The 18,691-nt window shown below is 60.9% G+C and carries 17 protein-coding genes; 4 read left to right on the forward strand and 13 right to left on the reverse strand.

The features are described 5' to 3' along the window. The first annotated feature begins 554 nt into the window (after positions 1–554). Positions 555–2,510: a M23 family metallopeptidase gene (locus tag HGO38_RS16900; protein WP_250957080.1), complete on the forward strand. Its 1,956-nt coding sequence runs from the start codon at positions 555–557 to the stop codon at positions 2,508–2,510. Between the two features lie 91 nt (positions 2,511–2,601). Here HGO38_RS16900 and clpB read toward each other — a convergent pair whose 3' ends face one another. From clpB to HGO38_RS16935, 7 genes are all read right to left on the reverse strand, one after another. After that, a complete protein-coding gene (clpB, locus tag HGO38_RS16905) occupies positions 2,602–5,205 on the reverse strand; it encodes an ATP-dependent chaperone ClpB (protein ID WP_250957081.1) in 2,604 nt (867 codons plus the stop codon). A 332-nt stretch (positions 5,206–5,537) separates the two neighbouring features. Then, complete coding sequence (locus HGO38_RS16910; protein ID WP_250957082.1) at positions 5,538–6,200, reverse strand: DUF4167 domain-containing protein; 663 nt, start codon at positions 6,198–6,200, stop codon at positions 5,538–5,540. 350 nt (positions 6,201–6,550) lie between these two features. Then, positions 6,551–7,414 (reverse strand): peptide chain release factor N(5)-glutamine methyltransferase, encoded by an 864-nt coding sequence (gene prmC / locus HGO38_RS16915; protein ID WP_250957083.1) that lies wholly within the window; start codon positions 7,412–7,414, stop codon positions 6,551–6,553. Continuing rightward, positions 7,411–8,490, reverse strand: coding sequence for a peptide chain release factor 1 (prfA, locus tag HGO38_RS16920; RefSeq protein ID WP_250957084.1), 1,080 nt, complete (start codon positions 8,488–8,490; stop codon positions 7,411–7,413). The genes prmC and prfA overlap by 4 nt, the downstream gene beginning before the upstream one ends. A gap of 22 nt (positions 8,491–8,512) precedes the next feature. Then, positions 8,513–10,780, reverse strand: a complete 2,268-nt coding sequence (gene ptsP, locus HGO38_RS16925; protein ID WP_250957085.1) for a phosphoenolpyruvate--protein phosphotransferase — start codon at positions 10,778–10,780, stop codon at positions 8,513–8,515. Positions 10,781–10,869: 89 nt separating this feature from the next. After that, positions 10,870–12,144, reverse strand: a complete 1,275-nt coding sequence (locus HGO38_RS16930) for an aspartate kinase (RefSeq protein ID WP_250957086.1) — start codon at positions 12,142–12,144, stop codon at positions 10,870–10,872. Positions 12,145–12,376: 232 nt separating this feature from the next. Then, the gene (locus HGO38_RS16935) at positions 12,377–13,174 is read right to left on the reverse strand and encodes an SH3 domain-containing protein (RefSeq protein ID WP_250957087.1); all 798 of its coding nucleotides are present in this window, start codon (positions 13,172–13,174) and stop codon (positions 12,377–12,379) included. A 220-nt stretch (positions 13,175–13,394) separates the two neighbouring features. On the opposite strand from HGO38_RS16935, the gene ubiG reads away from it, so the two are divergent. Then, positions 13,395–14,159: a bifunctional 2-polyprenyl-6-hydroxyphenol methylase/3-demethylubiquinol 3-O-methyltransferase UbiG gene (gene ubiG, locus HGO38_RS16940; protein WP_250957088.1), complete on the forward strand. Its 765-nt coding sequence runs from the start codon at positions 13,395–13,397 to the stop codon at positions 14,157–14,159. Continuing rightward, positions 14,156–14,707: a DUF924 family protein gene (locus tag HGO38_RS16945; RefSeq protein WP_250957089.1), complete on the forward strand. Its 552-nt coding sequence runs from the start codon at positions 14,156–14,158 to the stop codon at positions 14,705–14,707. Before ubiG ends, HGO38_RS16945 begins: the two co-directional genes overlap by 4 nt. A gap of 34 nt (positions 14,708–14,741) precedes the next feature. Here the strand turns inward: HGO38_RS16945 and HGO38_RS16950 are convergent, their stop codons facing one another. Genes HGO38_RS16950 through HGO38_RS16965 form a run of 4 tightly spaced genes read right to left on the reverse strand, consistent with a single transcriptional unit; the run spans position 14,742 to position 17,082 of the window. Further along, on the reverse strand, positions 14,742–15,170 hold the full coding sequence (locus tag HGO38_RS16950; RefSeq protein ID WP_250957090.1) for a DUF1178 family protein: 429 nt from the start codon (positions 15,168–15,170) through the stop codon (positions 14,742–14,744). Beyond that, a complete protein-coding gene (locus HGO38_RS16955; protein WP_250957091.1) occupies positions 15,167–16,024 on the reverse strand; it encodes a carbon-nitrogen hydrolase family protein in 858 nt (285 codons plus the stop codon). The genes HGO38_RS16950 and HGO38_RS16955 overlap by 4 nt, the downstream gene beginning before the upstream one ends. A gap of 11 nt (positions 16,025–16,035) precedes the next feature. Beyond that, on the reverse strand, positions 16,036–16,296 hold the full coding sequence (gene grxC / locus HGO38_RS16960) for a glutaredoxin 3 (RefSeq protein ID WP_250957092.1): 261 nt from the start codon (positions 16,294–16,296) through the stop codon (positions 16,036–16,038). 57 nt (positions 16,297–16,353) lie between these two features. Next, the gene (locus HGO38_RS16965) at positions 16,354–17,082 is read right to left on the reverse strand and encodes a ComF family protein (protein WP_250957284.1); all 729 of its coding nucleotides are present in this window, start codon (positions 17,080–17,082) and stop codon (positions 16,354–16,356) included. A 119-nt stretch (positions 17,083–17,201) separates the two neighbouring features. On the opposite strand from HGO38_RS16965, the gene HGO38_RS16970 reads away from it, so the two are divergent. Then, complete coding sequence (locus tag HGO38_RS16970) at positions 17,202–18,083, forward strand: methyltransferase domain-containing protein (RefSeq protein WP_250957093.1); 882 nt, start codon at positions 17,202–17,204, stop codon at positions 18,081–18,083. Between the two features lie 18 nt (positions 18,084–18,101). Here the strand turns inward: HGO38_RS16970 and HGO38_RS16975 are convergent, their stop codons facing one another. Beyond that, entirely contained in the window at positions 18,102–18,266 is a 165-nt protein-coding gene (locus HGO38_RS16975; RefSeq protein ID WP_250957094.1) for a Flp family type IVb pilin, read from the reverse strand. A 60-nt stretch (positions 18,267–18,326) separates the two neighbouring features. Beyond that, positions 18,327–18,647, reverse strand: coding sequence for a hypothetical protein (locus HGO38_RS16980; RefSeq protein WP_250957095.1), 321 nt, complete (start codon positions 18,645–18,647; stop codon positions 18,327–18,329). Between the last annotated feature and the right edge of the window lie 44 nt (positions 18,648–18,691).

Genomic DNA, 18,691 nt, shown 5'->3' on the forward strand with positions numbered 1-18,691 from the left:
ACCCAAAACCAGCCAATCTGGCCAAGCTCTGTCGGATTTCTTTAGAACGAAAGTCACCGTCGCCAGCAGCGCCGCCGCCCTCGTTCAGTGAGCGGTTTATAGATCCCACAACCCGACTAAGTCAACAGGCATTCCGAGGAAAATCGAGATTTTTATTATCCTTTTGATTTTATAAAAGAATTTCGATCACATCGACTGGTCGTCCTTTTGCGATGCACCATAGGGGTGGTGGGTGGATCGCGACAATTATTACGGATTGCAGAATGCCATCCGTTTGTCGAAAGCGAGATGATGCTGATGAGAGCCCGTGCTCCAAAACAGGCCGGCAAGGATCACGACGTGTGTTAAGAACGCCCGCAGGCACGCTGGGCCGTTGCTCCCGGAGCGAACGCCGCCCTCAGAAAATCACAATCGGATGGTCTTGCTGCACCTCGTCATGGGCAGTCCTACCGACTCGGTCCGGTCTTGATTTGACTCGCCGATGCCAAACATGCAGATATTTCAGGGCAATATACGAGTGAGACCTGAACAGTTGAAGAGACGGGCATAACGGCATGATGGCCGACAGGAACCTCGCAAAATCCCTGGGAAATGAGCCACCCATTCTTGCCGACGGTCGCCGTGCGCCCGATCGCCGCGAGATCTCGTTGCGTTGGCTGTCGGGGACCTTTCTGACCGGCATTACCTCGAGCATCCTGATGGGCGTTGCGCTGTTTGCAGCACTCGACGGTCGCCAGCAACTGGCCATTCCGGCCGAGGCCTTTGCCTCAGGCGACATCGATGGTCTCGACACCAGCCCGCAAGAGAACGCCAAGCGCGGCGGCCGGTTGATTGCCCCGGTGATCGCCGCCAAGCCGGCCGACCGGTCGATCATGGAAATCTCCACGGTGATCAAGGAAGGCGAGAAGGACGTCGTGCGCCGACAGCCCTTTGCGCATGTCCATATGATGCTGGCGGCCAATTATGCCACCCAGGATAGCTATCCCGCCTTCGACCCGCTAGCGATCTTCTCCGCCGACGAGAAGACCGGATCGGCCGCCGGCCGCACCGGCGCGATCTACGAATCCGACGTGGAATCGGAAGTGAGCCTGAAGACCGCTGCATTTCCGTCCGACAATGCCCCCTATCCCTATGCTGGCGTCATGACGCTCGACGAGATCGAGGAAAATGTCCGCTCGAACGGGTCGGTGTTGACCGACGGCAACAGCCAGGTCGCCTCGCTCTATTATATCGATCCGCAGCGTTTCTCCGCCGACGCGGACGGGCTGGACATCAACCCGGGCCTCTCGGCGCGGATCGTCGAGCAGAACATGACGGTCTCGACGCCCGAACCGTTCACCCCGGAGACCCCGGAATTCGCAGACGATATTATTCCGATCCACCAGCCGCAGTCGATCGTGGCGGCGCTGACGGGCGCCGGATATCCGAAGTCGAAGGCCGAGGACATGGCAAAATACCTGGCCCAGCATCTCGGTTCGACCGACATGGCGGCCGGCGATCTGCTGCGCATCGGCATCATCCAGCGCGGCGAAGAAGCCCGCATCGTTCGGTTCAGCGCCTATCGCGGCACGAGCCACGTCGTCACGCTGGCGGTTGACGACGACGATCGCCTGGTCGACGGGGAAGAGCCGCCGATGCTGGACGCCATCACCACGGCCTTCAATGACGATGCGACCGTACCCGTGCTGACCGGCCGGGACCTGCCGCGGGTGTATGACGGAATATACCGCGCCGCCCTCTCCTATGGCATGAGCAAGGAGATGACCGCATTGGTGATCAAGCTGCTCGCCAGCAATGTCGATTTCCAGGCCTCCCTCAAGCCGACGGATGCCCTGGAGGCATTTTTCTCGGTCGCCGACGAAAGCGGCCTGGCAACGGAAGCCTCGGAACTGCTTTATGTGCGGGCGCGGTTCGGCGAAAACATCACCAGCTTTTATCGCTATCAGGACCCGAGCGACAATTCGGTCGACTATTTCGACGAGAACGGCAAGAGCATACGGCAGTTCCTGCTGCGCAATCCGGTTCCAAACGGTACTTTCAAGTCGGGCTTTGGCATGCGCCGCCATCCGATCCTCGGTTTCTCGCGCATGCATACCGGCACCGACTGGGCAGCACCCCGCGGCACGCCGATCATCGCCGCCGGCAACGGCACGGTCGAGAAGGCCGGTTGGGATTCCGGCGGATATGGCAATCAGACCTTGATCCGTCATGCCAATGGCTATGTCACTTCCTACAATCACCAGAGCGGCATTGCCAAGGGCGTCAAGCCCGGCGCCACCATTCGCCAGGGGCAGGTGATCGGCTGGGTCGGCACGACAGGCCTGTCGACCGGACCGCATCTGCACTATGAACTGATCGTCAATGGCACGAAGGTCGATCCCCTGCGGGTCCGCCTGCCCGGCGGCAAATCGCTGGAGGGCGAGGCGCTTGCCCGGTTCGAAGCCGAGCGCCAGCGCATCGACACCCTGCTCGGCAATACCGACAAGGCCAAGCAAGTGGCCAGCCGCTGATCCCCTCGGCAGAACCTTGGACATGCAAATGGCGGCCGAAAGGCCGCCATTGTTTTAGTCGGGCTGGGTTGCGGAATCCAACAGTTCCGGATCAGGCCGCCTTGTCGATACCGGCTTCCGTTGCAAACAGCAGGCGGTCCGAGCCGGCGGAAACCGTAACGGCGGAACCGTCCGCAATGGTGCCGGCCAGGATCTGCTCGGCCAGCGGATCCTGAAGATACTTCTGGATCACCCGCTTCAACGGACGGGCGCCATAGACCGGATCATAGCCCTTGTCGGCAAGCCAGGCCCTGGCATCCTGCCCGAGATCGATGGTGATCTTGCGCTCGACCAGCAGTTCCATCAGACGCTTCAGCTGGATATCGACGATCGTGCCCATTTCCTCCCGCCGCAGACGATGGAAGAGGATGATCTCGTCGACACGATTGAGGAATTCCGGCCGGAACGACGCCTTGACCACATTCATCACCTGCTCGCGCACACTGTCGCTGTCCTCGTTTTCGCCGAGCGCCGTCAGATATTCGGCCCCCAGATTGGAGGTCATGATGATGATCGTGTTCTTGAAATCCACGGTCCGGCCCTGGCCGTCCGTCAGGCGGCCATCGTCAAGCACCTGCAGCAACACATTGAACACATCCGGATGGGCCTTCTCGATCTCGTCGAACAGCACCACCTGATACGGTTTGCGGCGAATGGACTCTGTCAGCGCGCCGCCTTCCTCGTAACCGACATAGCCCGGAGGCGCACCGATCAGACGGGCCACGGAATGCTTCTCCATGTATTCCGACATGTCCATGCGCTGGATCGCGGTTTCGTCGTCGAACAGGAAGCGGGCCAGCGACTTGGTCAGCTCCGTCTTGCCGACGCCCGTCGGCCCGAGGAAGATGAACGAGCCGATCGGCCGGTTCGGATCCTGCAGACCGGCCCGTGCCCGGCGAACCGCCCGGGACACCGCCTGCACCGCATCGCCCTGGCCGACAACTGTTTTGGCCAGTTCGTCTTCCATGCGCAGCAGTTTCTCGCGCTGGCCTTCCAGCATCTTGTCGACGGGAATACCCGTCCAGCGCGACACGATATGGGCGATGTTGTCCGGTGTGACCACTTCCTGAACCATGTTGTCGCGGCCGCTGCCATCCTGGGCTTCCGCCTCGGTCAGTTCCTTTTCGAGCTTCGGAATGACGCCATAGGCAAGCTCACCGGCGCGCTGGAATTCACCCTTGCGCTGGGCGATCGCCAATTCGTTGCGGGCTTCTTCGAGCTGCCCTTTCAGATCGGCGGCAAGGCCGAGCTTCTGCTTTTCGGCCTGCCAGCGCGCCGTCAGGGCATCGGCCTGTTCTTCAAGCGATGTGAGCTCCATCTCGAGACGCTTCAGCCGGTCAACCGACGACGCATCGGTTTCCTTTTTCAAGGCCTCGCGTTCGATCTTCAGCTGGATGATGCGGCGATCGAGTTCATCGAGCTCTTCCGGCTTGGAATCGACCTGCATCCGCAGCCGCGAAGCCGCTTCGTCCATCAGGTCAATGGCCTTGTCGGGCAGGAAGCGGTCGGTGATATAGCGGTTCGACAGGGTCGCCGCCGCCACGATCGCCGAATCCGAGATCCGCACCTTGTGGTGTTGCTCGTACTTTTCCTTGAGGCCGCGCAGAATGGAGATCGTATCCTCCACCGTCGGCTCGTTGACCATCACGGGCTGAAAGCGTCGGGCAAGCGCTGCATCCTTCTCGACATGCTTGCGATATTCATCAAGCGTGGTCGCGCCGACGCAATGCAACTCGCCGCGTGCAAGGGCCGGCTTCAGCAGATTGGAGGCATCCATCGCCCCATCCGCCTTTCCGGCTCCCACCAGCGTATGCATCTCGTCGATGAACAGGATGATGTCGCCATTCTCCGACTGAACTTCGCTCAGCACGGCCTTTAACCGTTCTTCGAATTCGCCGCGATATTTCGCGCCCGCGATCAGCGAGCCCATGTCGAGCGCCATCAGCTTCTTTTCCTTGAGGCTTTCCGGCACATCGCCATTGACGATCCTGAGCGCCAGACCTTCGGCGATCGCCGTCTTTCCGACGCCGGGTTCACCGATCAGCACCGGATTGTTCTTGGTGCGGCGCGACAGGACCTGGATGGTGCGGCGGATTTCATCGTCCCGGCCGATCACCGGATCAAGCTTGCCCTCGCGCGCTTCGGCGGTCAGGTCGCGTGCATATTTCTTCAGGGCGTCAAATCCCTGTTCGGCATTGGCGCTGTCAGCGGTGCGACCCTTGCGAATGTCATTGATGACCTGGTTGAGGCCATTGGCGGTCACGCCGGCCTTTTTCAGTGTCGCAGACGTCGAGGCAGAGGTTTCGATCGCCAGAGCCAGCAGAAGCCGCTCGACGGTGACGAAACTGTCACCGGCTTTCTTCGATGCGTCCTCCGCCGTCGAAAAGACCTTGGCCAGCGGTTGCGACAGATAGACCTGGCCATTGCCGCCCGACACTTTCGGCAGTTTCGCCAAGGCCGCGTCATTGGCGATCCGGGCGCTCTTCGGATCGCCCCCGGCACGCGAAATCAACGACGACGCCATGCCCTGGTCATCGTCCAGAAGCACTTTCAACACATGTTCAGGCGTGAACTGCTGATGGCCCTCGGACAGGGCATGGGTCTGAGCCGACTGCAGGAAGCCGCGCACCCGTTCGGAATATTTCTCGATGTTCATAAGCCACTCTCCACTGGCCGCACTGCCCGTCTCGGCGCAATACGGCGGTTAAGACAAGGGCCCCCTTAAAGGCGAGCCTCGGGAAGAACAGGCACATCGGCCGGGTCCTTCCCCTTGAACGAGATATGGTGAGGAATTTTTTGTGTTTAAAGAGGCGTTTGCCGGAAAATGCCGCGTCTTGCAAATCCGACCTGGCGCGCTTTGTCGCAGCTTCGATACCCAGGCATTTATGCCGGCTTTCGCGGCCCTCGATGGGCACAAGCACTGCCATCCGAGTGGCAATCGACGCGAAGGGCGGCCAAGAGGCCGGCCCTTCGTCATTTCGGAGAGACTTATTCGGAGGCCGTTACCAGCGCTGGCGGTTCGCCAGCCTCGGAGCCGGCTTCAGCAGACGGTGCTTCGCCGCCTTCAGCCTGCTCGTCCGATCCGGCGCCACGACGCGTACGCCGGGGACGATTGGATGCCGCACGGCGACGCGACGGTCCGCGTTCTGCGCCATCGGGCGCTTCTGCCGGAGTTTCTGTGGCGGCAACCACTTCGGCCGGCACTTCCGGGATCACCGGCTGCGGGCCGGTTCCGGCGATTTCGACAGGCTGCGGGTTGTAACCGCGATCATCCATCTCGAAATCGTCGCCATCGCGATCCATGTCGCGGTCCTGGGACTCGCCACGATCATCGCGCTGGACACGTTCCTGCATCTGAGCCTGGGCCGTTGCAATGATGCGATTGTAGTGCTCGGCGTGCTGAAGATAATTTTCAGCCATGACCCGGTCGCCGGAACTATGGGCGTCGCGTGCGAGCTGGGTATATTTCTCGGCGACGTTCTGGGCAGTGCCCCTGATCTTTACGTCCGGCCCGGAACTGTCATAGGTCCGCGTCAGCGGATTGGAGCCCTTGCGGTTGTAGTTGTTATTGTTGTTATTATTATTGTTATTGCTGCCACCACCACCACTGCTACGCCCGCGACTACGCTTGTTCTGCTGTCCTGGCCTCATCGAATACTCACCTGAATTTTCTGTTTTGCTGATATGAGGGCAACGCTGCTGGATCCGGTCACACCGGAACCGAGGCTCTGCGCGCCGAGAGCATACTGCGCCATTGCAGCATACTGCCGCTGGTGAAAGTTAAATTTACTGATCCACCCACCTGAATGCATTCGCCTCGGGAACTCCTCAAAGAAGAGTTGCTTTCGAGAGCGACCCAGACCCGAACGAATCTCAATTCATTCCCCGCTGCCCGGTGGTTGTGCGGGCAACCTATCCCGCTTCAATTGGAAAACCAAGCCTTTTCTTCGTTTTTGCAAATTAACCTGAGCATGTGCAGCAAACAATCGGCTGAACAAAACCTAGCGAAACAGCAGGACCCGATCATTGCCGCCATAGTCGCGCGCCGCTTCGAGCAACGAGAAACCGCAGGCCTGGAAGATCTTGGCGACATCGGTTTTCTGATCGAAGCCGATCTCCAAAGCAACCAGCCCGTCGTCGTCCAGATGATCCTTGGCACCAGCGGCAATCGCCCTGTAGGCGTCGAGCCCGTCTGGACCTCCGTCCAGTGCGGCAGGCGGATCGAAATCCCTCACATCTGGCGCCAGCGCCTTGATGACATCGGTTCTTATATAGGGTGGATTTGACACAATGATGTCGAAACGACCGTCAATCTCAACAAACCAATGGCTTTGAACAGTTGAAAACCGGTCGGAGAGACCATTTAGATGGGCATTCTGCTGCGCGGTGACAAGAGCCTCTGGCGCAATATCCGTGCCGGTCGCCACTGCTTCGGGACATTGCTTCAACAGGGAAAGCGCGATCGCACCCGTCCCCGTGCCAAGATCCAGGACCTGCGCATTGCCCTTGTTTGCGATGATTGTCTTCAGATAGGGCAGGATATGGTCGACCAGAATTTCCGTATCGGGCCTTGGCTCCAGCGTCGCCGGCGACAGCCGGAGGTCGAGATCGTGGAAGCTTCTGTGGCCGAGAATGCGGTGAACCGGCTCATGCCGAAGCCGCCGTTCGATCGCAGCCCGGACCCTTTGTGCGTCCCCTGCGGCCACCGCGGCATCGTGGCCTGCGACAATTTGCCCGTGGGACAGCCTGAGAAGACCGCCGACCAGCAGCCGGGCATCGGCAGCAGGATTGGCAAGACCTGCCTGCCCGAAGGATCGCCGGGCAAGCTCCACCAGACCCATCACGCTATCCGGCCGATCCGTCATGCCGGATCGCCAAGCATCGCCAGCTGCCCCGCCTGATAATCGGCCAGCAGGGCATCGACCACTTCGTCGATTTCGCCCATCATCATGCGGTCGATCTTGTAGAGCGTCAGATTGATGCGGTGATCGGTGACCCGCCCCTGCGGAAAATTATAGGTGCGGATGCGCTCGGAGCGATCGCCCGAGCCGACCTGGCTCTTGCGCGACGCAGAACGTTCGCTGTCGGCCCTCTGCCGTTCCATGTCGTAGAGCCTGGAGCGCAGCACCTGCATGGCCTTGGCGCGGTTCTGATGCTGCGACTTTTCCGAGGATGTCACGACGATGCCCGACGGCATATGGGTAATGCGCACCGCCGAGTCCGTGGTGTTGACGTGCTGGCCGCCGGCACCCGATGAACGCATGGTATCGATGCGGATGTCTTCGTTGCGGATTTCGATGTCGATGTCTTCGGCTTCCGGCAGAACGGCAACCGTGGCCGCCGAGGTATGGATCCGCCCCTGCGTTTCCGTATCCGGCACCCGCTGGACGCGGTGCACACCGGATTCGAATTTCAGCTTGGAAAACACCCCGCGGCCGGTCACCGTCGCGATGATTTCCTTGAACCCGCCGGCATCGCCTTCGCTGGCCGACAGCACTTCCACCTTCCAGCCCTTGTCGGCGGCATAGCGCTCGTACATGCGGAACAGATCGCCGGCAAAGAGCGCGGCTTCCGAACCGCCGGTGCCGGCCCGGATTTCCAGAATGGCGCTCTTCTCGTCGGCGGCATCCTTCGGCAGCAGCAGGATCTGGATATCCTTCTCCAGCCCTTCGATCCGTGTTTCAAGCTCCGGCAGTTCCATCTCGGCCAGATCCCGCATGTCGCGATCCGTGCTCTTGTCGCCGAGCATGGCCTTGAGGTCGTCGCGTTCTTTCTCAGCCTGCTGGAAATCGCGGATCTTGCGAACCACCGGCTCCAGCTCGGAATATTCCGAGGCCAGCTTGACATAGACATCCGACGCCGGACCGGCCGCCATGCGCGCCTCGATCTCGCCGAAGCGGCGCTCAAGCTCGCGCATTTTATCGACAGGAAGCTTCGCCACCCATTACTCCGAACATTGCATGTTAAAGGGGAATACCGTTTTCTTCGGCAAAGCGGACCAGGAAAGCCCGCACGCTTTCGGTCGAGCCGGAATCGTCGAGAATGGCGGTCATTCCAGCATTCAGCTTGTCGACATCGAGCGCCAACAGCATGGCCTTGACCGGGCCGATGGCCGTCGGCGACATCGAGATTGACCGATAGCCTAGACCCAGAAGCGCCATCGCCGACAAGGCCTTGCCCGCCATTTCGCCACACAGCGTCACCGGCGTCTGATGACGGTCCCCGGCCCGAACGATATCGCGCAGGATTTTCAGGAAGGGACGGCCGAGATTATCGAAGCGATCGGACACGCGCGCATTGCCGCGGTCGACGGCCATTGAGAACTGGAACAGGTCGTTGGAACCGACGGAGACGAAATCTACCTCCGCCATCAACTCATCGAGCTGCCACATCAGCGCCGGCACTTCCAGCATCGCGCCGAACTGCAGCTTCTTCGGCAATTGATGGCCGAATTTGGAGATGTGCTGCACCTCCTTCTGCATCAGCTCGCGCACCGCCAGGATCTCCGAAACCTCGGTGATCATCGGCAGCATCATCTTGAGCTCCGCGCCGGCCGCCGCTTTCAGCAGTGCCCGCAGCTGCGTGCGCAGCAGGCCGGGCCGATCGAGCGAAAGCCGGATCGCCCGCCAGCCGAGCGCCGGGTTTTCTTCCTCGTGGCCGCGGAAATAGGACACGACCTTGTCGCCGCCGATGTCCAGCGTGCGGAAGGTGACCGGCCGCGTTCCCGCCTGCTTCAGGACGCTGCGGTAGAAACTCTCCTGCTCCTCGCCCTTCGGCATGGTGGAGGCGATCATGAACTGCAGTTCCGTGCGGAACAGGCCTATGCCTTCGGCTCCCGATTCCGCAAGCTGCGGCAGATCGACCAGCAGGCCGGCATTCATCTGCAGCTTGATGCGTTTGCCATCCTTGGTCACCGGCTCGACGTCGCGCAGGGCGCGGAACTGCTCCTGACGCTTGGCCCTGAGCTTGACTTTTTCCTCATAGGCCTTCTGCAGATCCGTCACCGGCCGCAGATGTACCTTGCCGTCGTCGCCATCGATGATGGCCGCATCGCCGTTTTCCGCAAATGCCACCGCACCCGCGGCCTGGCCAACCACGGCAATACCCATGGCCCGTGCGACGATGACCACATGGCTGGTCACCGCCCCCTCTTCGAGCACCAGGCCACGAATGTTGGCGCGCGGATAATCCAGCAGCTCGGCAGCACCCATGGCGCGGGCGAAAATGACCGCATCGGCCGGAAAGCCATCGGCGCCAGAGCTCGCCGAAAATCCGGTCAACTGCCTGAGCAGCCGATTGGCCAGGTCGTCAAAATCGTGCATCCGCTCGCGCAGATAAGGGTCCGTCAGCCGGATCATCCGGGCCTTGGTATCGCTCTGGACCTTCTCGACCGCAGCCTCGGCCGTCAGGCCGTTGTGGATCGCCTCTTCCATGCGCCGCACCCAGCCCTGGTCATGGGCGAACATGCGATAGGTTTCGAGCACTTCGCGATGCTCGCCTTCCATCGAAATCTCGCGCCGCGACAGCATGTCGTCGATCGAGAGCCGCAGCGATCCGAGCGCTTCGCCCAGCCGCCTTATTTCCGCATCGGCATCCTCGTTGAGCAAATTGGTGACGACGATGCGCGGTTCGTGCAGCACCACGTAACCGAGACCGATGCCCTCGCTATAGCCGTCGCCGTCGATGGTCACGGCACGCGTCAGGTCAAGCTCAAGCCCCGGCCGGGTGATCTTTTTCAGCTCACCGGTCGCGATCATTTCCGCCAGCACCATGGCCGTGGTCTCGAGCGCTTCAAGTTCGTCTTCCCGGTAATTGCGTTGCGCCTTGTTCTGCACGACCAGCACGCCCAAACTGCGGCCGGCCCTCAAAATGGGAACACCAAGGAAGGAATGGTAGATTTCTTCGCCGGTCTCCGGCAGGTAGCGGAAGGCCGGATGAGCCTGGGCATCGGAGAGATTGAGAGACTGGGCACTGGCCGCGATCGTGCCGACCAGGCCCTGCCCCATCTTCAACTGGGCCAGATGCACCGCGTCCGGGTTCAAACCCTCGGTTGCGTAAAGTTCCAGAACACCATCGGATCGCAGCACGTAGACGGAGCACACCTCCGCGACCATATTGCTCGCGATCTGGCGAACGATGCGGTCAAGACGCTCCTGCGGCTCAAGCGGTTCCGCCATCAGTTCGCGTAACCGTTTGAGGAGGACGCGTGGACCCGCGGATAGGTCTCTCATCCCGTCTGTGCTCCCAAAAACCAAAACCCCGCCAGCGGAACAAGGTCCGCGGCACCGGTTGTCAAGGGTGGCGAATTACCACCCGAGTATCAACTCTTATCGAGGCCGTAACAGGAATGCAAAGTCCTGACCGCCAATTCGGCATAGGGACCATCAATCAGGATTGAAATCTTGATTTCGGACGTGGTGATCGCCTTGATATTGATCCCTTTTTCCGCAAGTGCGCGGAACGCCGTGGCAGCCACGCCAGCATGGCTGCGCATGCCGATACCAATGACCGAGACCTTGACCAGGCCTGATTCGCTCTGCACCACGTCGTAACCGATCTGGCCCTTGCTGTCGGACAGCACTTTGAGTGCCTTGTCGACGTCACCGGAGGGGACCGTAAACGTCATGTCGGTGCGCGTTCCGTCTTCGGAGATATTCTGCACGATCATGTCGACATTGATATGGGATTCAGCGAGCGGTCCGAAGATCGCCGCGGAAACGCCCGGCCGGTCCGCCAGCCGCCTCAGCGAGATCTGCGCTTCGTCCTTGGCATAGGCAATGCCGGTCACAACTTCCTGTTCCACGATCTCATCCTCATCGCAAATCAACGTACCGGGCGGGTTCAACAGATCGCCCATGCCCGGCGCATCGGGGTCTACAAAGCTCGATCGCACGAAGGTCCGCACCTTGTGCACCATCGCAAGCTCGACGGAACGCACCTGCAGCACCTTGGCGCCGAGCGACGCCATTTCCAGCATTTCCTCGAACGCGACTTTCTTCAGGCGGCGCGCTTTCGGTTCGATCCGCGGATCGGTCGTATAGACGCCGTCAACGTCGGTATAGATATCGCAGCGATCGGCCTTGACGGCCGCAGCGATCGCCACCGCCGACGTGTCCGAGCCGCCCCGTCCGAGCGTTGCCAGCCGGTTGTCGGGACCGATGCCCTGGAATCCGGCAACGACCGCCACCTGACCCTCGCCCATGCGGCGGATGATGTCGCTGCCGTCGATGTCCATGATGCGCGCCGCACCATGGGCACTGTCTGTTTTAATGGGGATCTGCCAGCCCTGCCAGGACCGGGCATTGATACCAAGCGACTGCAGCGCAATCGCCAACAGGCCCGATGTCACCTGCTCGCCGGACGCAACCACGGCATCGTATTCGCGGGCATCATAAAAAGGCGAAGCGGCACCCGCCACCTTTGGCATCGTCTGGACCCAGTCGACCAGCTCGTTGGTCTTGCCCGACATCGCCGAAACCACCACCGCAACTTCGTGGCCGGCATCGACCTCGCGTTTCACATGTCGGGCCACGTTATGAATGCGGTCAAGATTGGCGACGGACGTGCCGCCGAATTTCATCACAATGCGAGCCATGGCCTTACCGATGCAAACCGCTGTGGCGCCTTGCCGGCGCCGAAAGAAACACACTTCCGCAAAAACCGGAAGCAAGGTTGCGGTCTCTTATCGAAAACCCCGGACAAGTTCAATGGCCGCGCGTTGCTGAACGGCGTGAGGTCATTTGATTTTCAAGAAGCTGTCGCACGAAGACGATGGCACTGCCGGACAAAAAAAGGGGCCGCAAATGGCGGCCCCTGCTCAAGTGGATTTATGGACGCGGACGAACACATCGCTGGTCACCGGGCGGGCATGCGCGCCCGTTGTCCTGGTTATCGAGGCGTTCCTTATTTGTGTTTCGCACATTGCGTTCCGAACGGGCGGGACGATCATTGCTATCCGCTCTGGGCGGACGGCGGTTATCACTGTCAGCTCTGGGCGGACGGCGATTATCACTGTCAGCCCTCGGCGGACGACGATTGTCGTTGCTATCTGCCCTGGGCGGACGCTGATTCACGACCGGACGGTTATCCTCGCGGTCGGCCTGCGACGGACGAGGGCGTGGATCCGGCCTGTCATTGCGATTATCGACACGTGGCGGCCGACGGTTGTCATCTCTTTCAACGCGATCCGGCTGGACGTAAATTCGGCGATCCCGATCTCGTCCCGCCGGCTCGCGCCAGCGATCACGATCGCGATAGAAGTCACGGCTGCGATAGTGGCGATCCCAATAGCTATCGATGCTGAAGGTCACGGTCGGAATGCCCAAGGGCTCATAATATTGTGGTCCGACATAGATCCGCTGCTGCGAATAGGTGGTCTGAAGATAGCTGCCCGAGATCCAGCCGCGGTAGCTGCCATAGGCAACGTCGCACCAGTTCGCGGCAGACAGGCAGCCGTAGATTTCAATAGGGCTGCTGGCCGGCACAACCAGAATAGGCGGATATTCTGTGCTGGGTCCCGATCGCATGTTGACGTTCGCGGTGGCATAAGCGGTTGCGGCACTCGCAACCGCTGGCGCTGCAATCGCCGCCAGGGCAATTGCAGCCGATAGATATAGCTTCCTCATCAGTGTCTCTCCAAAAACGTCCCTGTCCGTGGGCTTTTTTGCCCTTATCGTTTTAACGTTTGAAAACCCACGTTGTTCCGCAATTGCGGCAGCGGCACGGCAACGGTCAATTTCCTGAAGCAGCCCTGCCGTGACAGTGTGTCGCTTCTCCGGCCAAGCCTTGACTTTGCAGGCCGATCGTCCGACTTGAAAGCGACATCCCTTTCCCGGAGGCCGGACCATGAGCGAACAAGTGCGCAGCACGATCGACCAGAGCGAAGTCGATCGCTTTTCCGCAATGGCGGCGGAATGGTGGGATCCGACCGGTAAATTCCGTCCGCTGCACAAGATCAATCCGGTTCGTCTGGCCTATATTCGCGACAAGGCGGCCGAGAATTTCGCACGCGATGCCAAAGTGCACAGGCCGCTTGAGGGCTTGCGCATTCTCGACATCGGCTGCGGCGGCGGGCTGCTGTCCGAACCCATCGCCAAAATGGGCGCGAACGTGCTCGGCGCCGATGCCTCCGAGCGCAATATCGGAATTGCCCGAACCCATGCTGAGCAGACCGGCGTGACGGTCGACTACCGCGCCGTCACCGCCGAGGCCCTGGCTGCCGCCGGTGAGACCTTTGACATTGTCCTCAACATGGAAGTCGTCGAACATGTCGCCGACGTGGAGTTCTTCATCTCGACCTGCGCGTCGATGGTCCGCCCTGGCGGCATGATGCTGATTTCCACCATCAACCGCACCTTCAAGGCGGCCGCCCTGGCCATCGTCGGTGCCGAATACCTGCTGCGCTGGCTGCCGCGCGGCACCCATCAATATGAAAAACTGGTGCGGCCGGAAGAGTTGGAAGCGCCGGTCACGAAAAGCGGCATGGAAGTGGTCGAGCGTATCGGCGTGTTCTTCAATCCGCTGCAGAACCAGTGGAACCTGTCGCCCGATACCGACGTCAATTACATGATGCTGACCCGCAGGCCAGCGGCAACAGGGCAAACGGCATGACCGCTCCTGCCGACATCATCGCGTTCTGGCTGCGGCACGGTCCGAAGAAATGGTTCGGCAAGGACGACGCTTTTGATACGGAGATCGCCGCTCTGTTTGCGGTCGATCACCTCGCAGCCTCCCGCGGCGATTACGCCGTCTGGGAGACGACGGCGCAAGGAAGTCTGGCGCTGCTTTTGCTGCTCGATCAGTTTCCGCGCAATCTTTACCGCGGCAGCGCTCATTCCTATGCAACGGACGGCCTGGCCCGGTTCATTGCCGCAAAATCTTTGGAAGCCGGATTCGACGGCGCCGTGGAGCCCGCCCTGCGTCCGTTTTTCTACCTGCCCTTCGAGCATTCGGAGACATTGGCCGACCAGGAACGCTGCATGGCGCTGTGCAAGGCCCATTGCGAAGCGACGGGTGACACCGAAAGCCTGCGCTGGGCTGAGGAACATCACGAGATCATCGCCCGTTTCGGCCGCTTCCCGCACCGTAACAAGGCGCTTGGCCGGCAGACCACGCCTGAGGAACAGGCTTTTCTCGATAATGGCGGTTTCAAAGGCTGACGACCAAGGTCTGGTCGGACGCCAAGCTTCAGGGTCAGTGAACGTCGTCCGGCAGAACCGGAATGGGTGCGATATCGATGCCTTCGTCGACAAGCGCCTTGACCTCGCTGGGTGACGCCTGGCCGATGATGCCGCGCGCATCAGCCTCGCCATAGTGGATCTTGCGCGCCTCTTCCGGAAACCGTTCGCCCACATCTTCGCTATTGGCCTTGATCGAAGCGATCGCTTGTTTCATTTTAGCGATGGCATTTTTCTGGGCCTGTTCGATGGCAAGCGCGTGAATCACATCCTTCTGGCGCCCGGTTGCCACAGAAGGCGCCATCAGCGATTTTCCGACATCAACAGAGCCACAGCTCGGACAGGTCAGAAAGCCCATCGCCTTCTGACTATCGAAATCGTCGCTCTTGGCAAACCAACCCTCGAAAGCATGCCCATTGTCGCAGGTCAGCGCATAACGGATCAAACTGTCACACCTCCCTTTGCAAGGACCGGCAGAACGTCCAGAGTGAAATCACGGGCGTTTTTGAGGTTCGGCACCTTGTCGCGCGCCGCCTTGACGGCCGCCAAATCAAGCTCTGCCAAAACGACGGCCTCGCCGGTCCCGCCGGCCGAAGCCAGTATCTTGCCCCAGGGGTCGATGATCATCGAATGGCCGAACGTCTCGCGCCCGTCCTCATGCTGGCCGGCCTGCGCTGCGGCAATCAGGAATGCGCCGTTCTCGATGGCACGCGCCCGCAACAGAATTTCCCAATGGGCCTCGCCGGTCTGGCGGGTAAACGCTGCCGGAACCGTCAGGATTTGCACGCCAGCCACGGCCTCGGCGCGAAACAGCGCCGGGAACCGGACGTCGTAGCAGATGGCAAACCCGAGTTTGGCAAACGGCAGATCAACCACCCTTGCCTCAGCGCCCGGCCGGTAGACCGAACTTTCGCGCCAGCTCTCGCCATTGTCGAGATCCACGTCGAACATGTGGATCTTGTCGTAACTGCAGATCTTCTCGCCGGAAGGGCCGAACAGAAAGCCGCGATTGGCAATCTTGCCGTCATCAAGCGCGATGGCGGTCGAGCCGACATGAAGATGGATCTTCAGCTCCCCAGCAAGCTCGCTCGCCGCCTTGACGATGACGTCATTCTGTTCGTCGCGCAGAATGGCCATCAGGCCTTTTCGATCCTTCTGGATCGCGCCGGTCATTTCCGGCGTCTGCACATAGATCGCACCCTGACCGGCAGCGTCGCGCACCAGGCGCGCCATGCTGGCCGCATTTTTGTCCGGGTCCACGCCCGAACACATCTGAACGGCTGCGACCTTGATTGCCATCCCGGTCCTCCTCACTCCGCTGCGAGCATTGCGTCCAGCTTGCCGGCGCGCTCCAGCGCGTGCAGATCGTCGCACCCGCCGACATGGGTTGCGCCAATGAAGATCTGCGGAAAGGTCGACTGGCCGCCCGCCTTGGCGATCATTTCCTGGCGCAGGTCCGCATTGCCGGTCGCATCGTGCTCGACATAGTCCACACCCTTGCCTTGCAGAAGCTGCTTGGCGCGGGCGCAATATCCGCAGAACTGCCGTGTATAGATGGTCACCGGCACCATGGTCATCTCCGTCGTGGTCTCATTTCGCAACCGCGAAACGCCTTGATATCTCTATCGTTATATAGGGCCGGCAATGGCCCTTGCAAAGGTCAAAACCGTGACATCGGCCGCCCCCGCCCGCTTCAGCGCCCTGGTCGCTGCCGTCACGGTGGCGCCGGTCGTGTAGACATCGTCGACCAGCACCAGCCGCCTGCCGAAGACATCGGACTGCCGCCGCTCGGCGACGCGGAAGGCGCCCCGCACATTGTCCTCGCGGGCGTTGGCACTGAGACCGACCTGCTGGGCGGTTCGCTTGACGCGCAGAAGCGTCGCCGGCAGAAACGGCTTGCCGGCTTGGCGTGCCAGATGGCGACCGAGTTCGGCCGACTGGTTGAACTTGCGCTGGATGAGACGCAACGGATGCAGCGGCACCGCAAGGATGGCATCGCATGCCGCAATGTCCGCCTGACCGGCCCGCAGCATCCAGCCTGCCATCATTGGCGCAAGGTCGGTTCGATCGCTGTATTTGAGGCTATGGACAAGGTCGCGCGCCACACCGTCATGCACCGCCACAGAGCGTAGCCGGTCAAACACCGGCGGATGGGCGATCGCCTCGGCGCAGAGCATTCCCGGCCCCGGATCGTAGGAGAACGGCAGGCCCAGCACCTCGCAGTAAGGCCGGTCGATGAAACGGACCGAGCACCAGCATGTCACACACAGACCACCTTGGCGCGCGGTCCTCATACCACATCCAGAGCATGCCGGCGGATAGACGATGTCGCGCAAAAGCCCGGCCAGCCGGATCATCCCCAGCAGCTTTGATGGGCCGTTGCCGGCCTTGCTTTCTGCGTCTTCAAGCGCCATGTGGTTGACATTAGCCCCATACCGGCGCCTTTGCGATCCAAACTTTCAGTCGGAGCCCTTCCATGGAACCCCTCTTCGATCAGGACCTGATTGCCCGCAATCGGCGCCGCGCCCTGGCAAGAGCCGATGCGCAGGCCGCCTTCCTGCTCGATATCGTCGGGCGCGAGATGGCCGACCGGCTTGCCGTCGTCGACCGTCGGTTCGAAACGGCCGTGGAACTGCATGGCGCAACGGGAAGTGCGGCTCGGCAGTGCCTGGCAACCGGCAAGATCGATGCCCTGACGCGCGTCGAGATGAGTACCGATTTTGCTGATGCTGCCTTTCCCTTCATCGAGGCACAGCTGGAAGTCCTGCCGCTTGCCGAACAATCGACAAACCTGATCCTGTCGCCTCTTGCGCTGCATGTCACCAATGACGCGACCGGCGCCCTCATCCAGATGCGCCGGGCCTTGAAACCGGACGGCCTTCTGTTTGCCGCCGTCCCAGGCGCCGGCACCCTGGGAGAACTGCGGGACGTTCTCCTCTCGACCGAGATCGAACTGACCGGGGGTGCAAGTCCGCGCGTCATCCCCTTCGCCGATGTCCGGGACATCGGCGGGCTGCTGCAGCGGGCAGGCTTTGCCCTGCCGGTGGTCGATGTCGAGGATTATTCGGTGCGATATGATTCGCTGTTTCCCCTGATGCGGGACCTCAGGGCCATGGGCATGGCCAATCCGTTGGTGGGACGCAGCCGCAAGCCGGTCAACCGCCGCTTCTTTCTGCGGGCAGCCGAACTCTATGCGCAACGCTACAGCGATCCGGATGGCCGGATCCGAGCGACATTCTCGATCATCTATGTTTCGGGATGGGCACCGCACGAAAGCCAGCAAAAGCCGCTCAAGCCGGGTTCGGCAAAAATGCGGCTCGCCGACGCGCTTCGCGACGCGGGCCAGCAACAGGGATGAGTAACGGTCGTCTGCCCCTCAGGGCTCGATCTCGTTGCTCACAGTGTCGAACACGTTCACAAGCGCGCCGGTGAAGGCACCATATCCTGAAATCAGGGCAACGGACATGATCGCCGCGATCAGTCCGTATTCGATTGCGGTCGCGCCCCTCAAATCGGCGACAAAGGATCTCAGCAGGCGCATACTTCATCTCCGGTGAGAATGGGCGGCTGAAGACCAGCCCAAAACAATAGAATTCAATCCTTAGCAGCCGCTCCCGACGCCGTAGCCATCCACGATACAGACAGAGCCCGGCATGTCCTGCAGCACGCTGCGGCGGATCGTGTAACGTTTGCCGCCCTCCGCGGGTGCGATTGAGCCGGTCGTCAACATGTCGAGTTGGTCAGGGCTAAACGCCAGCCGCTTCTTGTCCGGGTTGCCGGCCAGCATGGGCGTCAGAACAAGCGTCAGCGCGATGACCGCAGTGCCGAACAGCAGCGCGATATTCAGTACACCCGTTTTTCCGGATTTGTTGGAAGCGCTGTCCCGCAGCCGAACTGCCTTCCAGAAATCTTCGTCCGCCATCACAATCCTCATACCATGCCTACACGCATGAGCTTTGATGATCT

The sequence above is a fragment of the Rhizobium sp. CG5 genome (assembly GCF_023701945.1).
In the GTDB taxonomy this organism is placed as follows: Bacteria; Pseudomonadota; Alphaproteobacteria; order Rhizobiales; family Rhizobiaceae; genus Allorhizobium.

Excerpts from the sequence above, each read along its gene's own strand:
- HGO38_RS16935 (WP_250957087.1), bottom strand. The coding sequence starts at position 13,174 with ATGAGGAAGCTATATCTATCGGCTGCAATTGCCCTGGCGGCGATTGCA.
- ubiG (WP_250957088.1), top strand. The coding sequence starts at position 13,395 with ATGAGCGAACAAGTGCGCAGCACGATCGACCAGAGCGAAGTCGATCGC.
- HGO38_RS16945 (WP_250957089.1), top strand. The coding sequence starts at position 14,156 with ATGACCGCTCCTGCCGACATCATCGCGTTCTGGCTGCGGCACGGTCCG.
- HGO38_RS16975 (WP_250957094.1), bottom strand. The coding sequence starts at position 18,266 with ATGCGCCTGCTGAGATCCTTTGTCGCCGATTTGAGGGGCGCGACCGCA.
- grxC (WP_250957092.1), bottom strand. The coding sequence starts at position 16,296 with ATGGTGCCGGTGACCATCTATACACGGCAGTTCTGCGGATATTGCGCC.
- ptsP (WP_250957085.1), bottom strand. The coding sequence starts at position 10,780 with ATGAGAGACCTATCCGCGGGTCCACGCGTCCTCCTCAAACGGTTACGC.
- prmC (WP_250957083.1), bottom strand. The coding sequence starts at position 7,414 with ATGACGGATCGGCCGGATAGCGTGATGGGTCTGGTGGAGCTTGCCCGG.
- HGO38_RS16980 (WP_250957095.1), bottom strand. The coding sequence starts at position 18,647 with ATGGCGGACGAAGATTTCTGGAAGGCAGTTCGGCTGCGGGACAGCGCT.
- clpB (WP_250957081.1), bottom strand. The coding sequence starts at position 5,205 with ATGAACATCGAGAAATATTCCGAACGGGTGCGCGGCTTCCTGCAGTCG.
- HGO38_RS16970 (WP_250957093.1), top strand. The coding sequence starts at position 17,202 with ATGGAACCCCTCTTCGATCAGGACCTGATTGCCCGCAATCGGCGCCGC.
- HGO38_RS16910 (WP_250957082.1), bottom strand. The coding sequence starts at position 6,200 with ATGAGGCCAGGACAGCAGAACAAGCGTAGTCGCGGGCGTAGCAGTGGT.
- HGO38_RS16955 (WP_250957091.1), bottom strand. The coding sequence starts at position 16,024 with ATGGCAATCAAGGTCGCAGCCGTTCAGATGTGTTCGGGCGTGGACCCG.
- HGO38_RS16930 (WP_250957086.1), bottom strand. The coding sequence starts at position 12,144 with ATGGCTCGCATTGTGATGAAATTCGGCGGCACGTCCGTCGCCAATCTT.
- HGO38_RS16965 (WP_250957284.1), bottom strand. The coding sequence starts at position 17,082 with ATGATCCGGCTGGCCGGGCTTTTGCGCGACATCGTCTATCCGCCGGCA.
- HGO38_RS16900 (WP_250957080.1), top strand. The coding sequence starts at position 555 with ATGATGGCCGACAGGAACCTCGCAAAATCCCTGGGAAATGAGCCACCC.